This window comes from Burkholderia sp. MSh2 (genome assembly GCF_000731655.1).
GTDB classification, from domain to species: Bacteria; Pseudomonadota; Gammaproteobacteria; order Burkholderiales; family Burkholderiaceae; genus Burkholderia; species Burkholderia paludis.
Genome location: NZ_JPGM01000061.1, coordinates 36,656 through 59,755, shown reverse-complemented (window position 1 = coordinate 59,755; position 23,100 = coordinate 36,656). Strand labels below are relative to the sequence as shown.

21 protein-coding genes and 2 tRNA genes are annotated in these 23,100 nt (G+C 67.4%); 16 read left to right on the top strand and 7 right to left on the bottom strand.

What is annotated here, in order from left to right; translation table 11 throughout:
* From GQ57_RS40575 to GQ57_RS30400, 4 genes are all read left to right on the top strand, one after another.
* On the top strand, positions 1–137 hold a 137-nt coding region (locus GQ57_RS40575), incomplete at its 5' end, for an aldehyde dehydrogenase family protein (RefSeq protein ID WP_146123275.1).
* 178 nt (positions 138–315) lie between these two features.
* A complete protein-coding gene (locus GQ57_RS30410; protein WP_031399641.1) occupies positions 316–1,098 on the top strand; it encodes an amino acid ABC transporter substrate-binding protein in 783 nt (260 codons plus the stop codon).
* A 14-nt stretch (positions 1,099–1,112) separates the two neighbouring features.
* On the top strand, positions 1,113–1,793 hold the full coding sequence (locus GQ57_RS30405) for an amino acid ABC transporter permease (protein WP_031399642.1): 681 nt from the start codon (positions 1,113–1,115) through the stop codon (positions 1,791–1,793).
* Positions 1,790–2,548: an amino acid ABC transporter ATP-binding protein gene (locus GQ57_RS30400; protein WP_034199800.1), complete on the top strand. Its 759-nt coding sequence runs from the start codon at positions 1,790–1,792 to the stop codon at positions 2,546–2,548. The genes GQ57_RS30405 and GQ57_RS30400 overlap by 4 nt, the downstream gene beginning before the upstream one ends.
* A gap of 292 nt (positions 2,549–2,840) precedes the next feature.
* Here the strand turns inward: GQ57_RS30400 and GQ57_RS30395 are convergent, their stop codons facing one another.
* From GQ57_RS30395 to GQ57_RS30385, 3 genes are all read right to left on the bottom strand, one after another.
* Positions 2,841–3,896: a DUF3592 domain-containing protein gene (locus GQ57_RS30395; protein WP_034199799.1), complete on the bottom strand. Its 1,056-nt coding sequence runs from the start codon at positions 3,894–3,896 to the stop codon at positions 2,841–2,843.
* A gap of 371 nt (positions 3,897–4,267) precedes the next feature.
* Positions 4,268–4,768 (bottom strand): hypothetical protein, encoded by a 501-nt coding sequence (locus GQ57_RS30390; RefSeq protein WP_034199798.1) that lies wholly within the window; start codon positions 4,766–4,768, stop codon positions 4,268–4,270.
* 395 nt (positions 4,769–5,163) lie between these two features.
* Positions 5,164–5,239: transfer RNA gene (locus GQ57_RS30385), tRNA-Lys, on the bottom strand.
* A gap of 189 nt (positions 5,240–5,428) precedes the next feature.
* On the opposite strand from GQ57_RS30385, the gene GQ57_RS30380 reads away from it, so the two are divergent.
* Complete coding sequence (locus GQ57_RS30380) at positions 5,429–5,833, top strand: PaaI family thioesterase (RefSeq protein WP_031399646.1); 405 nt, start codon at positions 5,429–5,431, stop codon at positions 5,831–5,833.
* A gap of 8 nt (positions 5,834–5,841) precedes the next feature.
* On the top strand, positions 5,842–6,708 hold the full coding sequence (locus tag GQ57_RS30375) for a patatin-like phospholipase family protein (protein WP_034199797.1): 867 nt from the start codon (positions 5,842–5,844) through the stop codon (positions 6,706–6,708).
* A gap of 48 nt (positions 6,709–6,756) precedes the next feature.
* Here GQ57_RS30375 and GQ57_RS30370 read toward each other — a convergent pair whose 3' ends face one another.
* Positions 6,757–7,770: a D-2-hydroxyacid dehydrogenase family protein gene (locus tag GQ57_RS30370; protein ID WP_031399648.1), complete on the bottom strand. Its 1,014-nt coding sequence runs from the start codon at positions 7,768–7,770 to the stop codon at positions 6,757–6,759.
* A gap of 426 nt (positions 7,771–8,196) precedes the next feature.
* Here GQ57_RS30370 and GQ57_RS30365 point away from each other — a divergent pair, with 426 nt between their 5' ends.
* On the top strand, positions 8,197–9,246 hold the full coding sequence (locus tag GQ57_RS30365; RefSeq protein WP_031399649.1) for a LysR family transcriptional regulator: 1,050 nt from the start codon (positions 8,197–8,199) through the stop codon (positions 9,244–9,246).
* A gap of 126 nt (positions 9,247–9,372) precedes the next feature.
* On the opposite strand, the gene GQ57_RS30360 is transcribed toward GQ57_RS30365, so the two are convergent.
* From GQ57_RS30360 to dprA, 3 genes are all read right to left on the bottom strand, one after another.
* Complete coding sequence (locus GQ57_RS30360) at positions 9,373–11,970, bottom strand: DNA topoisomerase III (protein WP_031399650.1); 2,598 nt, start codon at positions 11,968–11,970, stop codon at positions 9,373–9,375.
* Positions 11,971–12,163: 193 nt separating this feature from the next.
* Positions 12,164–12,544 (bottom strand): thioredoxin family protein, encoded by a 381-nt coding sequence (locus GQ57_RS30355; RefSeq protein ID WP_031399651.1) that lies wholly within the window; start codon positions 12,542–12,544, stop codon positions 12,164–12,166.
* A 35-nt stretch (positions 12,545–12,579) separates the two neighbouring features.
* The gene (gene dprA, locus GQ57_RS30350; RefSeq protein WP_034199796.1) at positions 12,580–13,899 is read right to left on the bottom strand and encodes a DNA-processing protein DprA; all 1,320 of its coding nucleotides are present in this window, start codon (positions 13,897–13,899) and stop codon (positions 12,580–12,582) included.
* A gap of 185 nt (positions 13,900–14,084) precedes the next feature.
* Here dprA and def point away from each other — a divergent pair, with 185 nt between their 5' ends.
* The 9 genes from def to GQ57_RS30305 all read left to right on the top strand — a co-directional run bounded on the left by def (position 14,085) and on the right by GQ57_RS30305 (position 22,770).
* The gene (def, locus tag GQ57_RS30345) at positions 14,085–14,588 is read left to right on the top strand and encodes a peptide deformylase (protein WP_031399653.1); all 504 of its coding nucleotides are present in this window, start codon (positions 14,085–14,087) and stop codon (positions 14,586–14,588) included.
* Positions 14,589–14,622: 34 nt separating this feature from the next.
* Positions 14,623–15,615, top strand: coding sequence for a methionyl-tRNA formyltransferase (gene fmt, locus GQ57_RS30340; RefSeq protein ID WP_034199795.1), 993 nt, complete (start codon positions 14,623–14,625; stop codon positions 15,613–15,615).
* Between the two features lie 109 nt (positions 15,616–15,724).
* Positions 15,725–16,360, top strand: coding sequence for a LysE family translocator (locus tag GQ57_RS30335; RefSeq protein ID WP_031399655.1), 636 nt, complete (start codon positions 15,725–15,727; stop codon positions 16,358–16,360).
* A gap of 101 nt (positions 16,361–16,461) precedes the next feature.
* Positions 16,462–17,319 (top strand): zinc metalloprotease HtpX, encoded by an 858-nt coding sequence (gene htpX, locus GQ57_RS30330; RefSeq protein WP_031399656.1) that lies wholly within the window; start codon positions 16,462–16,464, stop codon positions 17,317–17,319.
* A 229-nt stretch (positions 17,320–17,548) separates the two neighbouring features.
* On the top strand, positions 17,549–18,940 hold the full coding sequence (gene rsmB, locus GQ57_RS30325) for a 16S rRNA (cytosine(967)-C(5))-methyltransferase RsmB (protein WP_034199801.1): 1,392 nt from the start codon (positions 17,549–17,551) through the stop codon (positions 18,938–18,940).
* Positions 18,937–19,527, top strand: a complete 591-nt coding sequence (locus GQ57_RS30320) for a DUF4390 domain-containing protein (protein WP_031399758.1) — start codon at positions 18,937–18,939, stop codon at positions 19,525–19,527. The genes rsmB and GQ57_RS30320 overlap by 4 nt, the downstream gene beginning before the upstream one ends.
* Complete coding sequence (gene esaS, locus GQ57_RS30315; RefSeq protein WP_034199794.1) at positions 19,517–21,931, top strand: sensor histidine kinase EsaS; 2,415 nt, start codon at positions 19,517–19,519, stop codon at positions 21,929–21,931. The genes GQ57_RS30320 and esaS overlap by 11 nt, the downstream gene beginning before the upstream one ends.
* Entirely contained in the window at positions 21,932–22,633 is a 702-nt protein-coding gene (gene esaR, locus GQ57_RS30310) for a response regulator transcription factor EsaR (protein WP_031399659.1), read from the top strand.
* Positions 22,634–22,694: 61 nt separating this feature from the next.
* Positions 22,695–22,770 (top strand) — tRNA-Phe (locus GQ57_RS30305).
* Positions 22,771–23,100: the final 330 nt, after the last annotated feature.

The following is a 23,100-nucleotide window of genomic DNA, read 5'->3' as shown; positions in this document are numbered from 1 at the left end:
TGCGCGAGGTGCCGGGTTACCGGCTCGAACTGACGCCGTTCGGCGGCGTGAAGGATTCGGGGCTCGGCTACAAGGAAGGCGTGCAGGAAGCGATGAAGAGCTTCACGAATACGAAGACGTATTCGCTGCCCTGGTAAGCGGCGTGTAAGCCGCGTGCGCCGGCCGGCGGCCGGTGCGCGCGTTATTCGATCGGCTCATATCGTTAGCCGATTTGCGTTTTTGCCGGACTACGGCGCATCGGTAGAATTCGCGGACCTCTCGAACGGCACTCGCATGCCGCGGGATCATTCCCTCCAATCATTCGGGGTCCGTACCATGAAATTCCTTCGCTCCATCCTGGTCGTGGCATTGCTGCAGGCCGTCGCGGCCACCAGCGCGCTGGCTGCCGACGACCTGTCGCAGATCAAGTCGTCCGGCGTGTTCCGGGTCGGCACCGAAGGCACGTATGCGCCGTTCACGTACCACGACGAAACCGGCAAGCTGACGGGCTTCGACGTCGATATCGCGACGGCGATCGCGCAGCGTCTCGGCGTGAAGCCGGAGTTCGTCGAAGGCAAGTGGGACGGGCTGATCGCGGGCCTCGACGTGAACCGCTACGACGCGGTCGTCAACGAAGTGTCGATCACCGACGCGCGCAAGGCGAAGTACGATTTCTCGACGCCGTACATCACGTCGCGCGCGGTGCTGATCGTGCGTGCGGACAACACGACGATCCGCTCGTTCGACGATCTCAAGGGCAAGAAATCCGCGAACACGCTGACCAGCAACTTCGGCAAGCTTGCCGCCGCGCACGGCGCGGACGTGGTGCCCGTGCAGGGCTTCAACGAATCGATCGACCTGCTGAGCTCCGGCCGCGTCGATGCGACGATCAACGATTCGCTGTCGTACCTCGATTTCCGCAAGCACAAGCCGGACGCGAAGCTGAAGATCGCGGCGACCGACACGGGCGGCGCGAGCGACGCATCGGGCGTGCTGCTGCGCAAGGGCAGCCCCGCGCTGGTGGCGGCGATCGACAAGGCGCTCGCGGACATCAAGGCCGACGGCACCTACGCGAAGATCTCGCAGAAGTACTTCGGCCGCGACGTGTCGCAGCCGTGACGCGAGGCTGAACGATGCCGGCCTGGCTTCATCTGATGGCGGAATCGCTGCGGCCGCTGCTGGTCGCGGGGCTCGTGTTTACGGTGCCGCTCACGCTCGCGTCGTTCGCGATCGGCCTGCTGCTCGCATTCGGCGCGGCGCTCGCGCGGCTGTTCGGGCCGCGCTGGGCGCAGGCCGTCGTGCGTTTCTACATCTGGCTGTTTCGCGGCTCGCCGCTGCTCGTGCAGTTGTTCGTGATCTTCTACGGGCTGCCGAGCGTCGGCATCGTGCTCGATCCGCTGACCGCCGCCGTGATCGGCTTCTCGCTGAACGTCGGCGCCTACAACGCCGAGGTGATCCGCGGCGTGATCGAATCGATCCCGAAGGGGCAGTGGGAGGCCGCGTATTCGATGGCGATGACGCGTGCGCAGGCGCTGCGCCGCGCGATCCTGCCGCAGGCCGCGCGCGTCGCGCTGCCCTCGCTGTCGAACTCGTTCATCTCGCTCGTGAAGGACACGTCGCTCGCGGCGGTGCTGACCGTGCCGGAGATATTCCAGGCCGCGCAGCGGATCGCGGCCGTGACCTACGAGCCGATGATTCTCTATACGGAAGCCGCGCTGATCTATCTGCTGCTCAGCTCGGTGCTGTCCACGCTGCAGCGTCGCCTCGAAACCCGTTTCGGCCGTCACGCGCTGTTTCAGGCGGAATTGCGATGATCCGGCTCGAACGTATCGACAAGTCGTTCGGTCCGCACCGCGTGTTGCACGGGATCGACCTCGCGTTGCAGCCGGGCAGCGTGACTGCGCTGATCGGGCCGTCCGGCAGCGGCAAGAGCACCTTGCTGCGTTGCGTGAACCTGCTTGAAGTGCCCGAGACGGGGGCGCTCACGGTCGGCGACGCCCGCATCGACTTCTCGCCGGCGCACCGGCCGGCGCGCGACGCCGTGTTCGCGGTGCGCCGCCAGACCGGCATGGTGTTCCAGAACTTCCAGCTGTTCCCGCATCTGAGTGTCGTGCAGAACGTGATGGAAGGGCTCGTCACCGTGCAGCGCTGGCCGCGCGAACGGGCCCGCGAGCGGGCGCTCGCGCTGCTGGACAAGGTCGGCATCGCCGACAAGGCCGATGCGTGGCCCGCGACGCTGTCGGGCGGTCAGCAGCAACGCGTCGCGATCGCGCGTGCGCTCGCGCCGTCGCCGCAGGTGCTGCTGTGCGACGAGCCGACGTCGGCGCTCGATCCGGAACTGTCCGTCGAGGTGGTCGAGGTGCTCCGTCAGCTCGCGCGCGAGGGCACGACGATGCTGATGGCGACGCACGACCTGCGCCTGGCCGCGTCGATCGCGCAGGATGCGGTGTTTCTCGCGCAGGGGCGGGTCGTCGAGGCCGGTGCATCGCGCGACCTGTTCGGCGATCCGCGCGATCCGCGCACCGCGAAGTTTATTTCGACGCTCGCCCAGGGCGTGCCGGTGTTCTGACGCGATCCGCTCGGGCGCGGCGCGTTCGAAACGGCCGACGGCCGGTTCGCGTGGCGGCCCGACGTGTGCGCGGCCACGTGCCGGCGTGATGCGGCCCTACCTGGCTTCGACCAGTGTTTGCGAAGCGGCGATTTCGCGCGCGGGCGGCGGTACGGCCGCTCCGGGTCGGTGTCGGGCGTCGATGGGGGCACGTGCCGGAATGGGCGTCGCACGAAGCCGGCGGCGGTCCGGCAACAACGATGCGTGAGCCGCTGCGATTGCCGTGCCGCGCGCGGGCAGCGTGCGCGGGTGGTCATGGCGCGGTTTCGTGCGGACGATGGTGATGGTCCGGCCACAGCGTCACGGCGACGAGCAGCCCGACCGCGAGGAGCGGCGCACCGATCGCGAGCAGGATGGCCGTGAGGCCCCAGTGATCCCAAAAGCGGTCGACGACGGCGCGTTCGGGCGTGTCCGGGTCGTACAGCACATCCACCGCTTCGCCTTCGTGCAGGCCCTGATGCGACGCCGTCACGCCTTGGGCGAAGGTGATCCGGCGTCCGCTGTCGGTCGTGAACGCCACGACCGTTGCATGCGGGGACAGGCTTGCGCGGGACGACCGCGCGTGATTCGCGATCTCGACGACATGGCCGGTCGAGTGCTCATAGCCGTGGACGATTTGCCACTGTCGCAGGCCGGCCGCGCCGGCGCCGGCGACGAAGCCCGTGCCGATCGCGATCGGAATCAGCACGATGGCGATATCCCAGCGGCGCCGCGCCGGCCTCGGTGCGGCCTGGGTCGGCGGGGTATCGGCGTGCAGCCGGTGCCGCTTGCCGGCGATCAGCAGGCCGCCGATCGCGAACGACGCGACGGCGAGCAGCGCCGCTGCCGCGGCCGGAAACCAGCGTTGCACGAAATCGTCGATCAGTGCGGGGCGCTCGGGATGGGCGGGGTCGAGCAGGATGTCGACGTTCTCGCCGATATCGTAGGCGGGGACGGTCGACGCGGTATTGCCCGCGATCTCGCGGCGCTGGCCGTCGTTCGCGAGGTACGCGACGATCGGCCGGTACGCGCGCATCGTGTCGCTGTCCTGCACGATGCGCACGACCGTGCCCGGCGTACGGGCCAGATGGCCGGTTGCCTGGCCGGCCAGGGCGGCGAATACGCCCGCCAGCACGAGCAGGACGGCGCCGAGCGCCAGTGCGACGAGCGCGTCCTTACCCGGCGCGACCGGATCCGGTTCGTGCGACGCCCGGCGAAGGCCGGGATGTTCGGGCGCGTGGCGTGTCCCGACGGGCGGTCCGATATCGGCGCAACCAGGCCCTCTGAATGGTCGCGTCTCGTTTACATGCTTCCATGTCTGACGTCCCATGTTCTCTCAGTGCCGGCGGGTAAGCGACAGTGTCTGCGCCGGTCGTGTGATATTTGTCGGACGATTCTAGCGGAAACGATGCGCAACGGGCGTGCGACAGGGTCCCGTGACAAGGGCGCGGCGAGCGGTCTTGCGCAGGGAGCGTGCGGGCGACGGCCGATGCGTTGGCCGTCGCGTTCGCGGACGGGCAGGTTGGCGGATAGACGATGCGTGCGATTCGCTTGCGCGCCGTCGACGATGGCGCTTCGTTCGACTTCGTCGCTATCGATGGCCGCGTCGCTGAAGCGGCGACCAGGCCGGATTGGGCGGAGTAGCTGGAACAGGGCTCGAGCAGCCCGGCTTCGCGATATTGCGAGGCGAACCCGCGGACGCTACGCAATGGTTTCGCCGTCCGGATGCGAACCGTGCCGGGTACGTTGATTGATCAGCAACTGATTTCCCGATGTGGGGTTTCGCTGAATCGTAATTGTTCTACCGGCATTCGGGCTATTGAGTTCCTGCTGCTTTGAGCCCTGGTGGATGACTTGCTGGATCTGCTTCCACCGATTCAGGGTGGCGTCGTCAGGAACGCCCTCCAGCATCAGCGATCGGCACCCGGCCCGATCGACGGCGATTTCCTTCTGGATGAGAGTCTGATTCGACGAACCGGTGGATTCGTAGTGGTATTGACACGACCCGTCCGGCATCCGGGTTCCGATCTGGATGTACTTTCTGTAGCTTTTCCAGATCTTGGGGTCCGGGTAATGGAAATCCGTGACGCCCGGGCTGTTCAGGAACGACTGAATCTGACCGGGGCTGTCGATTTCAGGATCTTTTTCCGCCCAGGCCTGCAGGGAAAGAACGGCCATCAGCGCGAGAATGAAACGCTTCATGCTCTGGACCCCCGGTATCGGTCGTGATTTTTTTGAATCGGTCGGCGCACGCATCGAGTCGGGCTTGCGCCCTGATCAGGCGCCCCGCGTCGATGAGGCGCTGCCATCGTAAGGCTGCATCGTGTGACGGCGCGTCAACATCGAAGGATAGTTCTTGGAGAATCGCGTGGCGGACATTCTCGGTGGCGATTGGCGCGGCGAGGGTGGTGCGGTGCCTGCAATCGCGAAGGGATGAACCGGATGGGGCGGGGTGGGGTGCGACAGGGCGATTCGGCCGGGAGCGTTGCGAGATGCTCGCGCGGTGTCGAGCTTGCTGACGCATTGATCGGAAACGAAAACGCCCCGGACAAAGGAAAAAGCCCGGTCAGCTTTCGCTAACCGGGCTTCGGAATTCCTGGTGGGGCGTGAGTGACTCGAACACTCGACCTACGGATTAAGAGTCCGCTGCTCTACCAACTGAGCTAACGCCCCCAACAGAAGAAAGATTATGCATGAGCATTTCGGGCTTGGCAAGCCTTTTCTGCAAATTTCCTCAAATATTTCGTCACGACAACGGCAGCTGTCGCCGCGGTAACGACCGGTCGCAGTTTGCGGGCTCCCGGTATGATGACGCCACACGTATTGCGCGGCGGTCGCGCAATGCTTTCTGGACTTTCCAAGATGGACGAAAACGCAGTCCGCGAATTGCTGGATCGCCTGCTGGCCCCGTGGGTCCGCTCGCTCGGTCTGGTCCCCGTGTCGATCGGCGACGACAGCGTCACGCTGCGCCTGCCGTTTTCCGGCGAATTCCGCCATTCGGGCGGCGTGATCTGCGGCCAGGTGTTCACGGCGGCCGCCGACACCGCGATGGTGGTCGCGATCTCCGCCGCGCTCGGCGAGTTCCGGCCGATGACGACCGTGTCGCTGAACACCAACTTCATGCGTCCGGTGCGCAAGGGCGACGTGCTCGTCACCGCGCGCGTGCTGCGGATGGGCCGCAACCTCGTGTTCGGCGAAGTCGAACTGTTCGACGAGGACGGCAAGATGGCCGTCCACGCGACGTCGACCTACGCGCTCGTCGGCTGAGCGGCGCGATGTTCGACCAGATCGTCTTTGCGGGTGGCGGCAATCGCTGCTGGTGGCAGGCCGGCTTCTGGGACGTCGCGCAGCCGGCGCTCGGCTTGCGCCCGCGCGTGATCACCGGCATCTCGGCCGGCGCGGCGACCGCCTGCATGTTGTATACGCGGGACGCCGCATGGGTGATGCGCTATTACGAGGAGGCGCTGCGCCACAACCGGAAGAACGCGTACTGGGGCAACCTGTTCGGTCGGGAACCCGTGTTCCCGCATTACCGGATTTACCGTCAGGCCCTGCTCGACATCTACGGCGAGCCGTTCGCGAAGCTCGCGGCGGCGCCGGAGATCCGCATCGGCGTGTCGCACGTGCCGCGCTGGCTCGGCGCGCGCAGCGCGGTCGCCGCCGGCCTGGTCGCCTACAACATCGAAAAGTACGTGCGCAAGACGCTGCACCCGACGCTCGGGCGCACGCTTGGCTTCCGGCCCGAGTTCGTGCGCGCGCAGGCCTGCACGCAAGTCGACGAACTGGCCGACCTGATCCTGCAGTCGTCCTGCACGCCGCCGTTCACGCCGGTGCTGCGCCGCGGCGGCCGGCCCGTGCTCGACGGCGGGATGGTCGACAACGTGCCGGTCGGCGCGCTCGACCCGTCGCCGGGCGACGTGCTGGTGCTGGTCACGCGGCTGTACCCGCGCCCGCAGATGTTTACGGTCGCGCATGGCGACCAGCGGCGGCTGTACGTCCAGCCGTCGAGCAAGGTGCCGATTTCGAGTTGGGATTACACGAGCCCGGCGCAGATGCGGCATGCGTACGATCTCGGTCGGCGCGACGGCGAGCATTTCCTCACGCGCGTCGGCGCGATGACGGGCGGCCGCGCGGCGGCCTGACGGCGAGGCGGGCGAAACGGAGCCGCGCAGGGTGCGCGGCCCGGGCGATCAGCGCTTGCGGATCGGCGTCAGCGCTTCCGGGTTGGCGACGCTAGACATGTCGCCCTGGTCGAACGCCAGGATGTTCCGGAATGCCGCGCTGAAGTAGAGCTCGTAGCTTTCGCGCTCGACGTAGCCGATGTGCGGCGTGCAGATCACGTTCTCCATCCGCAGCAGGCTGTAGCCCTGCAGGATCGGCTCGCTCTCGAACACGTCGATCGCGACCATCCCCGGGCGGTTGTGCGACAGCGCGTTGACGAGCGCATTTTCCTCGAGCAGTTCGGCGCGGCTCGTGTTGACGAGCAGCGACGTCGGCTTCATCCGCATCAGGTCTTCCTGCTTCACGATCCCGCGCGTGTCGTCGTGCATGCGCAGGTGCAGCGACAGCACGTCGCTCTGCTCGAACAGCGCTTCGCGGCTCTCGGCGGCGGTGTAGCCGTCGGCGCGCGCGGCCTCGAGCGAATGCTCGCGGCCCCAGATCAGCACGTTCATCCCGAACGCCTTGCCGTAGCCGGCGACGAGCCGGCCGATCTTGCCGTAGCCCCAGATGCCGAGCGTCTGGCCGCGCAGCACCTGGCCGAGGCCGAAGTTCGGCGGCATGGCCGACGTTTTCAGGCCCGACTGTTGCCACGCGCCCTGCTTCAGGTTCGCAACGTACTGCGGAATGCGGCGCTGCGCGGCCATCACGAGCGCCCAGGTCAGTTCGGCGGGGGCGATCGGCGAACCCGTGCCCTCGAGCACCGCGACGCCCCGGTCGGTACAGGCGTCGAGATCGATGTGACTCGAAATGCGGCCGGTCTGGCTGATCATGCGCAGGTTCGGCAGCTTGGTGAGCAGTTGCGACGTGATCGGGGTGCGCTCCCGGATCAGCACGAGCGCCTCGACTTCCGCCAGACGGCTGGCGAGCTGTCCCAATCCGCGCACCGTGTTGTTGAAGACCTTCACGTCGTGGTCGGCAAGCATCTCGAAGCAGTTCAGCTTGCGGACGGCGTCCTGGTAGTCGTCGAGAATGGCAATTTTCATGGTGTGCGGGTGTCGCGCGTTGAAAGCGGCAGTGGCGGCGGCGCACGTCGCGCACTCAGTACCGCCCGGCCGGGGCCGACATGATGCATCGTCGGCCGCCTCCATGGTGTCTTTTTAACAGGTTGTTACGCTCCGCCGCAATTGGCGGCAGCCTGATCCGGAAGCCCTCGGCCGCGGGCGGCTGGGTGCGCTGTTGTGTCGCATCAAATATGTCTTTCCTGATTCGCCCGCTTACTCGACGAGGTTCACCCAATTGTTGCTTCAATCAGAATAATTGGATCAACTATCCGCAGAGGGCGAGGATTTTTGACTATTTTTATCGTCAACCGGGGCCTTGTTGAGCAACTCTGCATCATTTCCGCTGTCGTAGGAGAATTACGCATTTGCTTCATCTTTTTGAAGTTGTAACAGCGGCAGGAGTCGTTTATGGATCATTTGCAGTCGATGCGCGTGTTCGTCAAGGTTGCAGATCTCGGCAGTTTCGCGCGGGCCGCGAGCGCAATGGATATCTCCAACGCGGTCGCGACGCGTCACGTCGCCGATCTGGAGGGCAGGCTCGGCACGCGCCTGCTTAACCGCACCACACGCAGCCTTTCCCTGACGGAGTCGGGCCAGGTGTACCTGGAGCGGGCTCGCCAGATCCTCGATGAGCTCGAGGACGTCGAGCAGATGGTTGTCGCGCGCAATCACGAGCCGGTCGGCACGTTGCGCATCGTCGCGCCGGTCGTGTTCGGCCTGCACAACCTCGCGCCCGTGCTGCAGTCGTACACGGAGAATTTCCCGAAAGTGGTGCCGGATCTCACGCTGGTCGACCGTCAGGTCGATCTCGTCGAGGAAGGCTTCGACGTGGGCATCGTCGTCACGCGCCAGATGCGCAGCGCGAGCATCGTCACGCGGCGGCTCACCACGGGCTGCATGACCGTGTGCGCGACGCCGAGCTATCTGGAGAAGCACGGCGTGCCGACCCATCCGGAGCACCTCGCCGAGCACCCGAGCCTGAGCCTGCCGACCGAATACTGGGGCGACGAGCGCGTGTTCACGGGGCCGGACGGCGAAGTGCGGGTGCGCCCGACCAACGTGATCGTCGCGAACAACACGGCGATGCTGCGCCAGTTCGCGCTGCTCGGGATGGGCGTCGCGATCCTGCCGAGCTACCTGATCGGCGGCGACATCGCACGTGGCGCGCTGGTGCGGCTGCTGCCGGATTTCCGGCTGCCGCAGGTCGAGATCAACATCGCCTACCCGAGCCGGCGCCATCTGCCCGCGAAGGTGCGCACGTTCATCGACCACCTCGTCGAGCATTTCAGCCACTCGACCGACGCGACGATGGGCGAGCAGTGGGCCGCGCAGAGCACGGCGCTCGCGCCGATCGGCGTCGAGACGCGTGCGGAGCAGCCCGAAGCGGCCGACCCGAACCTGTCGCCGCGCCTGCCGCGTTCGCCGCGCGCGCGCGTCGCGGCGCCGTCGCCGCTGTAACGGCGCGATGGCCGGGCGGCGCTTGCCGCCGGCACAAAGAAAAACGCGGATCGAGCGATCGATCCGCGTTTTTTTATGACTGACTGACGGAGTCCGACGTGCCCGGGGGCGCCGTCGGCCGGGGTGTTACGAGCCCGTCTTGCGCGCCGTGGTCTTGCGGGCGGCGGTCTTGCGGGCCGGTGCCGGTTTCTCTTCCGCGCCTTCCGTCACGGTTTCGGCATCCTTCGTCGCCGATTTGGCCGTCTTCTTCGCGGCGGCGGCCTTCGGCTCCTTCTTCTCGAACTCGAAGCCGATCTTGCCGTCCGGCTGCTTCACGAGGAATGCCTTGAAGTTGCGGCCCGTGCGCGACGACTTGAAGTTCGGCAGCAGATCCGTGCGGCCGTCGGCAAGCAGCTTGCCCATCTGCTCGCGCGTGATTTCCTGCTGCAGGATCACCTTGCCCGAGCGGAAGTCGCAGGTCTTCGGATTGGCGACCGAGTGCTCGCACACATAGCTCATCCCGTGCTCGAACACGCGGCCCTTGCACTTCGGGCACGCGCCGACCGGCTCCTGCGCGGAGAAGTCGGGCGCTTCGCCTTCCTCGCCGCCCGTGTCCTGGCCGAAATCGAATTCGAGCTTGTAGTTCTTCGTCTCGTCGTCGAACGACAGCTTCAGGATCGCCGAGAACGGGCGGCCCATCTTGCTGCGGAAGCCGGACAGCGGGCCGATTTCCTTCTTCTGCAGCAGCTCCTCGACTTCCGGAATCTCGAACTGCCGGCTGCCCGGGATCTTCGAGATCGAGAACTCGCACTTCGTGCACGCGAAGCGGCGGTAGTTTTCCTTCACCTGGCCGCCGCAGTTCGGGCACGGGGTCTCGAGCGTCGCGTAGTCGCCGGGGATCGTGTCGGAATCGTATTCCTTCGCGCGCTTGACGATCTGCTGCGTCATGCGGGCGATCTCCTGCATGAACGCTTCGCGCCCGAGATTGCCGCGCTCCATCTGCGACAGCTTGTATTCCCATTCGCCGGTGAGTTCGGGAGCGGTCAGCTCCTTCACGCCGAGCCCGCGCAGCAGCGTCATCAGCTGGAATGCCTTCGCGGTCGGGATCAGCTCGCGCCCTTCGCGCAGCAGGTATTTCTCGCCGAGCAGGCCTTCGATGATCGCCGCGCGCGTGGCCGGCGTGCCGAGCCCCTTCGCGGCCATCGCCTCGCGCAGCTCGTCGTCCTCGACGAGCTTGCCCGCGCCTTCCATCGCGGACAGCAGCGTCGCTTCCGAGTAGCGTGCGGGCGGCTTCGTCACGAGCGCGACGGCGGCGATTTCGTCCGTCTTCACCTTCTCGCCCTTCTGCACCGGCACGAGGTTCGCATCCGCGCCTTCGGCGTCGCGGCCGTACACCTGCAGCCAGCCCGGCTCGACGAGCACCTTGCCTTCGGTCTTGAAGTGATGGCCGGCGACTTCGGTGATCCGCGTCGTGACGCGGAATTCGGCGGCCGGGAAGAACACGGCGAGGAAGCGCTTCACGACCATGTCGTACAGCTTCTGCTCCGGCTCGGACAGCGACTTCGGCGCCTGCAGCGTCGGGATGATCGCGAAGTGGTCGCTGATCTTCGAGTTGTCGAAGATCCGCTTGTTCGGCTTCACCCAGCCCTTGTCGAGCACCTGCTTCGCATGCGGCAGGTAGTTGTGGCTCTCCTTGAGCATCTCGAGCGTGGACTGGACCGTCGACAGATAGTCTTCCGGCAGCGCGCGCGCATCGGTACGCGGGTAGGTCAGCACCTTGTGCTTTTCATACAGCGCCTGTGCGAGGCCGAGCGTGTTCTTCGCCGAGAAGCCGAATCGGCTGTTCGCCTCGCGCTGCAGGCTCGTCAGGTCGAACAGCAGCGGCGACAGCTGGGTCGACGGCTTCGATTCCTCGCTGACCGTGCCGACCTGGTCGCGGCAGGCGGCGACGATCGTTTCGGCGGCCGGCAGGGCCCACAGCCGCGAGTCGCGCTTTTCCGGATCGAATTCGTCCCGCTTGAATTTCGGGTCGAACCATTTGCCTTCGTAGAAGCCGCCCGCGCAGGCGAATTCGGCCTTCACTTCCCAGTAGTCGCGCGGGATGAAACGGCGGATTTTCTCTTCACGTTCGACGACGATCGACAAGGTTGGCGTCTGAACGCGGCCAACCGTCGTCAGGAAGAAGCCACCGCCCTTGCTGTTGAACGCGGTCATTGCACGGGTGCCGTTGATCCCGACCAGCCAGTCGGCTTCCGAGCGGCAGCGTGCGGCGTCGGCGAGCGGCTGCATGTCCGTGTCGCTGCGCAGGTTCGCGAAGCCGTCGCGGATCGCCTGCGGGGTCATCGACTGCAGCCACAGGCGCTGGACCGGCTGCTTCGCCTTCGCGTGCTGCGCGATCAGGCGGAAAATCAGCTCGCCCTCGCGCCCCGCGTCGCATGCGTTGATCAGGCGGTCGACGTCCTTGCGCTTCATCAGCTTGGTGAGCACCTTGAGGCGCGACTCGCTTTTTGCGATCGGGTTCAGGTCGAAATGCGGGGGGATGACGGGCAGATGCGCGAAGCTCCATTTCCCGCGCTTGACCTCGTACTCTTCCGGGGCGGCGATTTCCAGCAGGTGGCCGACAGCGGACGAAAGGACGAAATCGTCGCTCTCGTAATACTCGTCATGCTTGGTAAAGCCGCCCAGAGCGCGTGCGATGTCGTTCGCGACAGAAGGCTTTTCCGCAATGATCAGTGCTTTGGACATGACAGGTGTGTGTTGGTAGACCGGGTTCGCCGGTTGTGGGTCCCTTTTACGACCGCTTTATAGCACACGCCGCAGCGATGGCGGCTCAGCGTGTAAAAAGCGGGTCATCATAGAGGGGGGGCGCACCGGCGGCAAGCGCCTGCCTCGGTGGAGCGCGCAAACGCGCGACAAACCGCCGGGCCGGCCCGTGAATTCAGGCTTCGACGGCCAGGATGTTGCGCAATTTCGGTGCGTGCGGCGCACCGGGCACCGCGCTCAGGTCGGACAGCATCCGCTCGACGATCGCCGCGTGCGGCAGCACCGTGCCGAAGAAGCGTGCGGTGTGGGTGTCTTCGATCAGGATCGTCGGGAAGTTCTCGACGTCGAGATCGTCGAGCCGGTCGGCATGCGTTTCGATGTCGATCCAGGCGAAGCAGGCGTCCGGGTGCGCGTCGGCGAGCCGGTCGAAGGCTGCCCGGTAGTCGCGGCACGTGCCGCACCACTCGGCGCACAGGCAGGCGACGAGCAACGCGCCGGGGTCGGCGAGGCGCTCGGCGATCCGATCCGCATCGGTGTCGAGATTCAGCGCGGGCATGGATTTCCTTGGGTATCGTCGGCGGCGTGGCCGCTCTATGCGGGGGAATGTAGCACGCCGTGTGCGGGCGGGGTGGGCGCTGCGTCAAGCCGCGCGAAGCGTCCGCCGGGGAGGCTCGCGACGCGGCCGGCCAGCTCCAGCGCGAGCAGCGCGCGGTGCAGCACGTCGTCGGGCAGGCCCGCGTGCTCGGCAAGCCATTCATATGTGACGGGGCCGTATCCCAGTGCGGCAAGCACGGACTGCTCGGACGGGCTGCCCGGCGGCGGTGGCGGCGTTCCGCTTCGGGAGGAGGCGGTAGCCGCGGCGGCGGGAGCGGCTTGCGCGACGCCCGCGGCGTCGGTTGCGTGGCTGGCGCCTGACTCCGCCTCCTGGTGTGCCGGATGCGACGCCTGGCCTGACGGGCGCGCGGGCGGCTCGCCCAGCCCGTATTCCTCGAGGATGTCGAGCGGTGCCGCCGTGAGCTTCGCGCCGTCGCGGATCAGCGCATGGCAACCCTGCGCGAGCGGCGCGTGGATCGAGCCCGGCATCGCGAACACGTCGCGCCCCAGCTCGTTCGCGAGGCGCGCGGTGATCAGCGAGCCGGAACGCGGGGCGGCCTCGACGACGAGCGCACCGATCGCGAGCGCGGCGATCAGCCGGTTGCGTTGCGGGAAATGCGCGGCGCGCGCGGGCGTGCCGAGCGGCCATTCCGACACGATCGCGCCGTGTGCGGCGATCTCGTGGGCGAGGGGGCGGTGCCGCGCCGGATAGACGAGATCGGCCCCCGTCGCGATCACCGCCACCGTGCCGGACCGGCCGTCGAGCCCGCCGCGATGCGCGGCGCCGTCGATCCCGAGCGCGAGGCCCGAGACGATCGCGAGCCCCGCGTCGGATAACGTGCGCGCGAAGCGCGTCGCGTCGGCGAGCCCCTGGGGCGTCGCGTGGCGGCTGCCGACCACCGCGAGGCCGCGCGCATGCAGCAGGTCGAGCCGGCCCTTTACATATAGCAGCGGCGGCGGATCGTGCAGGTCGCGCAGCCGCGGCGGGTAGGCCGGATCGTTGAGCGTGACGAGCGCGTTGCCCGGCCCGTCGAGCCACGCGAGCGCGGCGTCGGTGCGGGCGTCGAGATCGTCGCGCAGGTTCGCGCGCACGGCCTGCGCGGCAGCCGGGCCGGCGACGGCGGCGATGGCCGGGTCGGACGCGCGCAGCAGCGCCTCCGGCGAGCCGAACGCATCGAGCAGCGCCTGCAGCATGGCGGGCGCGAGACCGGGCGCATGCGCGAGCTGCAGCCAGGCGCGCAGCGCGGAGGCGGTCAGCGCTTGCGGCGACATGAGGCTCCCCTCGAATGCGGCCGCCAGCGGACCGCGTGGCGCCATGATAAAATTTTCATCATCCGAAATACTCGACAGGGCCGTGCGCGCAGGCGCCCGGCCAATTGCAGGAGGCTCGATCCGCGGCATTGATTCGCCGCGCATCCGCCTCATCTTCATTGCATCCCGGCGGCGGCGCCAGCCGGCCGGATGGCCGATGCGGCACGCCGCTCCACCGAATACCGAACGCCATGGCTTTGCTCAACATTCTTCATTACCCCGACAAGCGGCTGCACAAGGTCGCCAAGCCCGTCGCCAAGGTCGACGACCGGATCCGCAAGCTCGTCGCCGACATGGCCGAGACCATGTACGCGGCGCCCGGCATCGGCCTGGCGGCCACGCAGGTCGACGTGCACGAACGCGTGATCGTGATCGACATCTCCGAGGAGAAAAACGAACTGCGCGCGTTCATCAACCCCGAGATCGTGTGGTCGAGCGACGAGAAGCAGATCTACGAAGAGGGCTGCCTGTCGGTGCCCGGCATCTACGACGAAGTCGAGCGTCCCGACCATGTGCGCGTGCGTGCGCTCAACGAGCAGGGCGAGACCTTCGAGCTCGACTGCGAAGGCCTGCTCGCCGTCTGCGTCCAGCACGAGATGGATCACCTGATGGGGCGCGTGTTCGTCGAATACCTGTCGCCGCTCAAGCAGACGCGCATCAAGACGAAGATGAAGAAACTCGAACGCGCGATGTGACGCGCGTTCACCCTGCCCGACCCCGAACGCTGTCATGACCCATACGTTGCGCGTGATTTTTGCCGGCACGCCGGAATTTGCCGCGGCTGCCCTTGCCGCGATCCACGAGGCCGGTTTTCCGGTGCCGCTCGTGCTCACCCAGCCCGATCGCCCGGCCGGCCGCGGGATGAAACTGCAGGCGAGCGCCGTGAAGCGCTATGCCGTCGAACACGGGATGCCCGTCGCGCAGCCGACCTCGCTGCGCCGCGCGGGCAAGTACCCGGCGGAGGCGGCCGATGCGATCGAGCTGCTGCGTGCGACGCCGCACGACGTGATGGTGGTGGCCGCGTACGGCCTGCTGCTGCCGCAGGAGGTGCTCGACATTCCGCGTGCCGGCTGCATCAACATCCATGCTTCGCTGCTGCCGCGCTGGCGCGGCGCCGCGCCGATCCATCGCGCGATCGAGGCCGGCGACGCCGAGACGGGCGTCACGCTGATGCAGATGGACGTCGGCCTCGACACCGGCGCGATGATCGAGGAGGCGCGCGTCGCGATCGCCGCCGACGAGACGACCGCGACCCTGCACGACCGGCTCGCGGCCGAAGGTGCGCGGCTGATCGTCGACGCGCTCGTGCAACTCGAGCGCGACGGCGTGCTGCCGGCGACGCCGCAGCCGGCCGACGGCGTGACCTACGCGGAAAAGATCGGCAAGCACGAAGCGGCGCTCGACTGGCGCAAGCCCGCCGATGCGCTCGCGCGCCAGGTGCGTGCGTTCGATCCGTTCCCGGGCGGCGTTGCGACGCTCGACGGCGCGGCGATCAAGCTGTGGGCCGCCGAGGCCGTGGCGGCGCGCGGCGACGCGGGGCCGGGCACGATCGTCGAAGCCGGGCCGGAAGGCGTGATCGTCGCGTGCGGCAGCGGTGCGCTGCGCGTCACGCAACTGCAGAAGCCGGGCGGCAAGCGGTTGCCCGCGCGCGAATTCCTGGCCGGTTCGCCGCTCGCCGCGGGCCAGCGCTTCGCGCTGCCCGAGTCGCCCGACGCGGCCTGACCGTCGTTCGCGGGGCCTGCCGGCCCCGTGCCATCGGCCGGACGGCCGAGTCGCGCGGCGCGGCCGGCGCGCGTAGAATTTCCGTGCGCTCTCCGGTTTCGAGGTTTTCATGTTCGGCATCACCCATTTCGGTTTCTTCGTGCTGGCGGTTTTCCTGCTGAATGTCACGCCCGGCCCCGACACCGCCTATATCGTCGGCCGCAGCGTCGCGCAGGGCCGCGGCGCGGGGCTGATGTCGGCGCTCGGCATTTCGGCCGGCTGCTGCGTTCACGCGCTCGCCTGTGCGTTCGGCCTCACGGCGCTGCTCGCGGCGTCGGCTGCCGCGTTCACGGTGATCAAGCTGGTCGGCGCGGCCTACCTGATCTACCTCGGGGTGCGGATGATCGTCGCGAAGCAGGCGGCCGCGCCGTCGGGCACGGCGGCCGCCCAGGCCGCGAAGCCGCTGCGCCAGTTGTTCATGCAGGGCTTCTGGACCAACGTGCTGAACCCGAAGGTCGTGCTGTTCTTCGTGTCGTTCTTCCCGCAGTTCGTATCGGCCGACAGCCCGCACAAGGCATGGGCGTTCCTGACCCTCGGTGCGGTGTTCGTCGCGATGAGCACGGCGTGGACCAGCCTGGTCGCCTGGGTCGCGGGCAGCGTCACGCAGCGCTTTTCCGGCCGGCCTGGCGTCAGGAAGTGGCTCGACCGGACGGTCGGCAGCGCTTTTGTGGGCCTCGGCCTGCGTCTTGCAACTTCGCAACGCTGAGATTGAATTTTTCCGGCAAGACCTTATCTAACAAATCGCTTACAATTTTTCCGCCGCGCCTCTCGATGGCCGGCGGGTCCCCTGACGGATAAGGAGTGGGTATGTTCAATTGGGTCAAAACGGCGATGCTGATGGCCGCGATCACGGCCCTGTTCATCGTGATCGGCGGGATGATCGGCGGCTCGCGCGGCATGACGATCGCGCTGCTGTTCGCGCTCGGCATGAATTTCTTCTCGTACTGGTTCTCCGACAAGATGGTGCTGCGCATGTACAACGCGCAGGAAGTCGACGAGAACACCGCGCCGCAGTTCTACCGGATGGTGCGCGAGCTGGCCACGCGCGCGAACCTGCCGATGCCGCGCGTCTACCTGATCAACGAAGATGCGCCGAACGCGTTCGCAACGGGCCGCAACCCCGAGCACGCGGCGGTGGCCGCGACGACGGGCATCCTGCGCGTGCTGTCGGAGCGCGAGATGCGCGGCGTGATGGCGCATGAGCTCGCGCACGTGAAGCACCGCGACATCCTGATCTCGACGATCACCGCGACGATGGCGGGTGCGATCTCGGCGCTCGCGAACTTCGCGATGTTCTTTGGCGGGCGCGACGAAAACGGCCGGCCGACGAATCCGATCGCGGGTATCGCGGTTGCGCTGCTCGCGCCGATCGCCGGTGCGTTGATCCAGATGGCGATTTCGCGGGCGCGCGAGTTCGAGGCGGACCGCGGCGGCGCGCAGATCTCCGGCGATCCGCAGTCGCTCGCCACCGCGCTCGACAAGATCCATCGCTATGCGGCGGGCATTCCGTTCCAGGCGGCCGAGGCGCACCCGGCCACCGCGCAGATGATGATCATGAACCCGCTGCACGGCGGCGGCCTGCAGAATCTGTTCTCGACGCACCCGGCCACCGAGGAGCGCATCGCGCGCCTGATGGAGATGGCGCGTACCGGCCGCTTCGATTAAGCACGGGCGCCCGCGCGGCGATTGCCGCGCGGGGCCGCCACGCCACCCCGCACGCTTCGCGCTGCGGGGTGTTTCATTTGTGCGTGCGGTAACGGGGCCAAAGGAGCTGCATGGCCGCACGCTACAATGCTCGGTTTGGGATCGCAGGGCCACGCGGGCGCCGCGATCCCGCTGCCTGCCAAGTTGGCATGCCGCCTGTTTGCCGCGCCTGTTTGCCGATTTTGCTCCGATGACACGAACCCGTTCTTCCGCCCCGTCTCCTTCCGGCCGCTCGGCGCGCCTGTCCGCGCTGCATCTTGCGCCCGATTCGCTCGGCTTCGCGCTCGCCGCGGCCGCGCAGGCGGTCGACGCGGTGCGGCGGGGCACCGCGTTGCCGGCGGCCCTCTCGGCGGTATTCGCGCAGATGCCGTCCGGCGCGCAGGCGCTCGCGCGCGGGGCGACGCAGGACGTCGCGTACCGGACGATGCGTCGTCTCGGCAGCGCGGACTGGCTGATCGGCCGGCTCGTCAGCAAGGCGCCGCCCGCACACGTGCACGCGGTGCTCGCCGGCGCGTTCGCGCTGCTGCTCGACCCGGCGAACGAGGCCGCATATCCGGCGTTTACGGTGGTCGACCAGGCCGTCACCGTGATCGGCGCGCGCCGCGAATATGTGTTCGCGAAGGGGTTGGTCAACGCGGTGCTGCGCCGTTTCCTGCGCGAGCGCGACGCGCTCGTCGCGGCGATGCGGGACGACGTCGTCGCGCGCTGGAATTACCGCGCATGGTGGGTCGACGCGGTGAAGCGCGCGTGGCCCGACGCATGGCAGGCGATCCTCGCGGCCGGCGAGCGCCAGGGGCCGCTGACGCTGCGCGTGAATGCACGCCGCGCGAGCGTCGACACTTATCTCGATACGTTGCGTGCGAGCGGAATCGAAGCGACCGCGATCGGCCGGCATGCGGTGCGGCTCGCGTCGGCGCTGCCGGTCGAGCGCATTCCGGGGTTTGCCGACGGCGTGGTGTCGGTGCAGGACGCCGGCGCCCAGCTCGCGGCCGAATGGCTCGGCGCACGCGACGGCATGCGCGTGCTCGACGCCTGCGCGGCGCCCGGCGGCAAGACCGGCCACGTGCTCGAACTGGCGCGTGCGGAAGTCGTCGCGCTCGAAAGCGACAAGGCGCGCGCGGCGCGCATCGGCGAGAACCTCGTGCGCCTGTCGCTCGAAGCGGAGGTGCGCGTCGGCGATGCGGGCGCGCCCGACACGTGGTACGACGGGCGCCCGTTCGACCGCATCCTCGCCGATGTGCCGTGCTCGGCGTCCGGCATCGTGCGGCGGCACCCCGACATTCGCTGGCTGCGCCGCGAGGCCGACATCCCGGCGCTCGTCGCGGAACAGCGCCGCATCCTGGCAGCGCTGTGGCCGCTCGTGAAGCCGGGCGGCGAATTGCTTTACGTGACCTGTTCGATCTTCCCCGAAGAAGGCGAATGGCAGGCCCGCTGGTTTGAAGCGGCCTGTGAAGATGCGGTACGATTGGACGCCCCCGGCCAACTGCTGCCGGGCGGCATGCAGGGAGGGGCCGCCGCCGGCGCACTCGACCAGAACACCGATCACGACGGATTTTTCTACGCGCGGTTTCAGAAACGGTGACGATCAAACACCTTTTTCCACTTCGGCTCGCGGCCGTCCTGATGGTCGCGCTGGCGCTGTGCCTGGCCGTCGTCCGGCCGGCGCATGCCGAGTCGATCGCCGTGCAGCGTGCGTCGCTCCAGGCCGACGGCAGCGGCTGGAGCCTCGACGCCCGCTTCGATTTCGACCTGAATCCGAGCCTCGAGGATGCCGTCAACAAGGGCATTCCGCTGTATTTCACGACCGACTTCGAGCTGAGCCGCGCACGCTGGTACTGGTTCGACGAGCAGCCGGTGTCGGTGTCGCAGACGATCCGCCTGTCGTTCCAGCCGCTCACGCGCGAGTACCGCGTGTCGACCGGCGGCCTGCAGCTCGGTTTCCCGTCGCTGAAGGACGCGCTCGCGGTCGTCAGGCACATCACGTCGTGGCACGTGATCGACCGCAACCAGGTGCGCTCGGGCGAAACCTACACGGCGTCGGTGCGGATGCAGCTCGATACGGCGCTGATGCCCAAGCCGTTCCAGGTCGATGCCGTGAACAACCGCGACTGGACGCTCGGATCGGACTGGAAGCGCTTCAACTTCACGGTGACCGAACGTGCTAAATAAAGTGCGCCGCGCGGCCAGCGGGAAGAGCCTCCTCGTTCGCGTGATCGTCTCGACCGTCGCGCTCACCGCGTTGCTGCTGCTCGTGCTGCTCGCGGCCGCGAGCGCGAACACCGAATTCTTCGACCGCTACTATTCGTGGCTGTACGCGATGAACATCGTCGTCGCGCTCGTGTTCCTACTCGTGGTGCTCGGGCTGATCGGGATGATCGTCGTGCGCCTGCGGAAGGGCAAGTTCGGCACGCGGCTGCTCGCGAAGCTCGCGGTGTTCTTCGCGCTCGTCGGCGTGGTGCCGGGCGGGATCATCTACATCGTGTCGTACCAGTTCGTGTCGCGCAGCATCGAGTCGTGGTTCGACGTGAACGTCGAGACGGCGCTGACGGCCGGCCTGAACCTCGGCCGCGGGATGCTCGATGCGTCGCTGTCCGATCTGCAGACGAAGGCGCGGCTGATGTCCGACCAGCTCGCGAGCGCCGACGCGAACACGAACGGCACGACGCTCACGCTGCTGCGGCTGCGCGACCAGTTCGGCGTGCAGGATGCGACGATCGTCGAGCCGAGCCGCGCCGGCTCGGGCGCGGCGCCCGACCTGCACATCGTTGCGCAGGCGTCGGGCAATTTCGCGGCGCTGATCCCGGACGACCTGCCGACGTCGCTGATGCTGAGCCAGGCGCGCGAACACGGCGCGTACGCGGCGATCGAGGGCGAAGTCGACGGCGACCCGCGTGCGCACGGCGCGAAGGGCGCGCTGCGGTTGCGCGTCGTCCGGCCGATTCCCGATGCGACGACGTCGCTGCTGCAGCCTGCCGAGCGGTTCCTGCAGCTCACGCAGCCGGTGCCGCCCACGCTCGCGCACAACGCGGACGCCGTGCAGCGCGCGTATCGCGAGTACCAGGAAAAGTCGCTCGGCCGCACGGGGCTGCGCAAGATGTACATCGGCACGCTGACGCTCGCGCTGTTCCTCGCGACCTTCATCGCGATGATGCTCGCGCTCGCGCTCGGCCAGCAGCTCGCGCGGCCGCTGTTCCTGCTCGCGCAGGGCACGAAGGAAGTCACGGAAGGCGACTACACGCCGAAGCGCGAGATCAAGACGCGCGACGAGCTCGGCTTCCTTACGCAGTCGTTCAACGCGATGACGCGCCAGTTGTCCGAGGCGAGGCTCGCGGTCGAGAAGAACCGCGTCGCGCTCGAGCATTCGAAGACCTATCTCGAGAGCATCCTCGCGAACCTCACGGCCGGCGTGTTCGTGCTCGACCGCCAGTTCCGGCTGACCACGGCCAACCGGGGCGCCGAGCGGATCTTCCGGCAGCCGTTCAACGCGCTGATCGGCACGACGCTCGACCGGATCGGCGTGGCTGCGGGCTTCGGTGCGATGGTGCGCAAGGCCTTCGCCGATCGCGAGGCGGCATCCGACGGCGGCAGCGGCGATCGCGGCCACTGGCAGCAGCAGTTCGCGATCGAGGTGCCGGGCGAAACCGAGCCGCTGACGCTGCTCGTGCGCGGCACGCGCCTCGTGTCGACGGTCGAGGGGCAGGCCGACGATCCGCAGACGTCGGGTTACGTCGTCGTGTTCGACGATATTTCCGACGTGATTTCCGCGCAGCGTTCGGTTGCGTGGGGCGAGGTCGCACGGCGGCTCGCGCACGAGATCAAGAATCCGCTGACGCCGATCCAGCTGTCGGCCGAGCGGCTGCAGATGAAGCTGTCCGACAAGCTCGCGCCGTCCGATGCCGACGTGCTCAAGCGCGGCGCGACGATGATCGTCAACCAGGTGGCCGCGATGAAGCGGATGGTCGACGATTTCCGCGAATACGCGCGCACGCCGCCGGCGGTGCTCGCGAACCTGCAGCTGAACGAACTGGCGAGCGAGGTGCTCGGGCTGTACGGTGTGGGTGAAGGCAAGAGCGCGATCGTCGCCGAGCTCGCGCCGTCGCTGCCGGTGATTCGCGGCGACGCGACGCAATTGCGCCAGGTGATTCACAACCTGCTGCAGAATGCGCAGGATTCGGTCGCGGAGTCGGCGCATCCGCGTGTGTTGATCGAAACCAAGACAGTAGAATATGGCGATCCCGACGCCGAGGGGAAAACGCGCGTCGCGGTACGTCTCACCGTGTCCGACAACGGGCCCGGTTTTCCGGCGCGCATCCTGACTCGCGCGTTCGAGCCTTATGTGACCACGAAGGCGAAGGGCACGGGGCTGGGGTTGGCCACGGTCAAGAAGATCGTCGACGAGCACGGTGCGCGGATCGATCTGCGCAATCGCATGCACGGCGAGACCGTCGAGGGTGCGCAGGTGTCGATCCTGTTCCTGCAGATGGCGAGCGATGCGCCAGGCGCCGAATCGGGCGTGCAGGACGGGGCGGCCCCCGCCAAGACAAAAGCAAGTGAGCAGACAAAGGCAGCGTAAATGGCAACCATCCTGGTGGTAGATGATGAAATGGGCATCCGGGAATTGCTCTCGGAGATCCTCAGCGACGAAGGACACGTCGTCGAGGCCGCGGAGAACGCGCAGGCCGCGCGGGAATACCGGTTGAATCAGGCGCCCGATCTCGTGCTGCTCGATATCTGGATGCCCGATACCGACGGCGTGACGTTGCTCAAGGAGTGGGCGGCGCAGGGGCTTTTGACGATGCCGGTGATCATGATGTCCGGGCACGCGACGATCGATACGGCGGTCGAGGCGACCAAGATCGGCGCGCTCGATTTCCTCGAGAAGCCCATCGCGCTGCAGAAGCTGCTGAAGTCCGTCGAGCACGGTCTCGCACGCGGTGCGGCGCCGGTGTCCGCCGGTGCGGCGGCGAAGGCCGGCGCCGGGCAGGCTTCGGGGCCGGCGGCGGTGGCGTCGGCAGCCGCGCTGCCGATGCTCGGCGACGACATGGCGTCGGCACTCGGCGTCGCGGGACAGACGGCCGCGATCCCGTTCGACATTCCGCTGCGTGAAGCGCGCGATGCATTCGAGCGAGCTTACTTCGAGTATCATCTGGCGCGCGAGAACGGCAGCATGACGCGCGTCGCGGAGAAGACGGGCCTCGAGCGCACGCACCTGTATCGCAAGCTCAAGCAGCTCGGAGTCGAGCTCGGCAAGAAGCCGTCCGAAGGCGCCGTATAAAATATTTTGCGAAAACACTTGATCAAGTGAAGAAGGGTGGATATACTTTCTCTTCTTCGTTGGCCCGGTAGCTCAGTTGGTAGAGCAGCGGATTGAAAATCCGCGTGTCGATGGTTCGATTCCGTCCCAGGCCACCAGCAGTTCCAACCCCAAGAATCGGAAGGTTCTTGGGGTTTTTCGTTTGTGGTGGGGTTTGCGTGCCGTAGGCGCTGTGCCCGGCAGCATTCGTGGGGGCATGATAAAATCCGTGTCCGCTCAATGACTTAGCGCATCGCTTCAAGCGCGCGGCCGGCTGCCATCGTGGCGCCGCCGCGGCACGCGGCAACGATGCCGCGCGATGGGCGGTATAAGTGCTCCGCCGCGTTCGCGGCCGATCGCGCTGCCTATACTGGTCGAGCCGGCGCAGGCCGGCACGCGTCGGGCCGCCCGGCGGCAGCCGGCCCCGGGGCGCAGCGCGACGCGAGCCT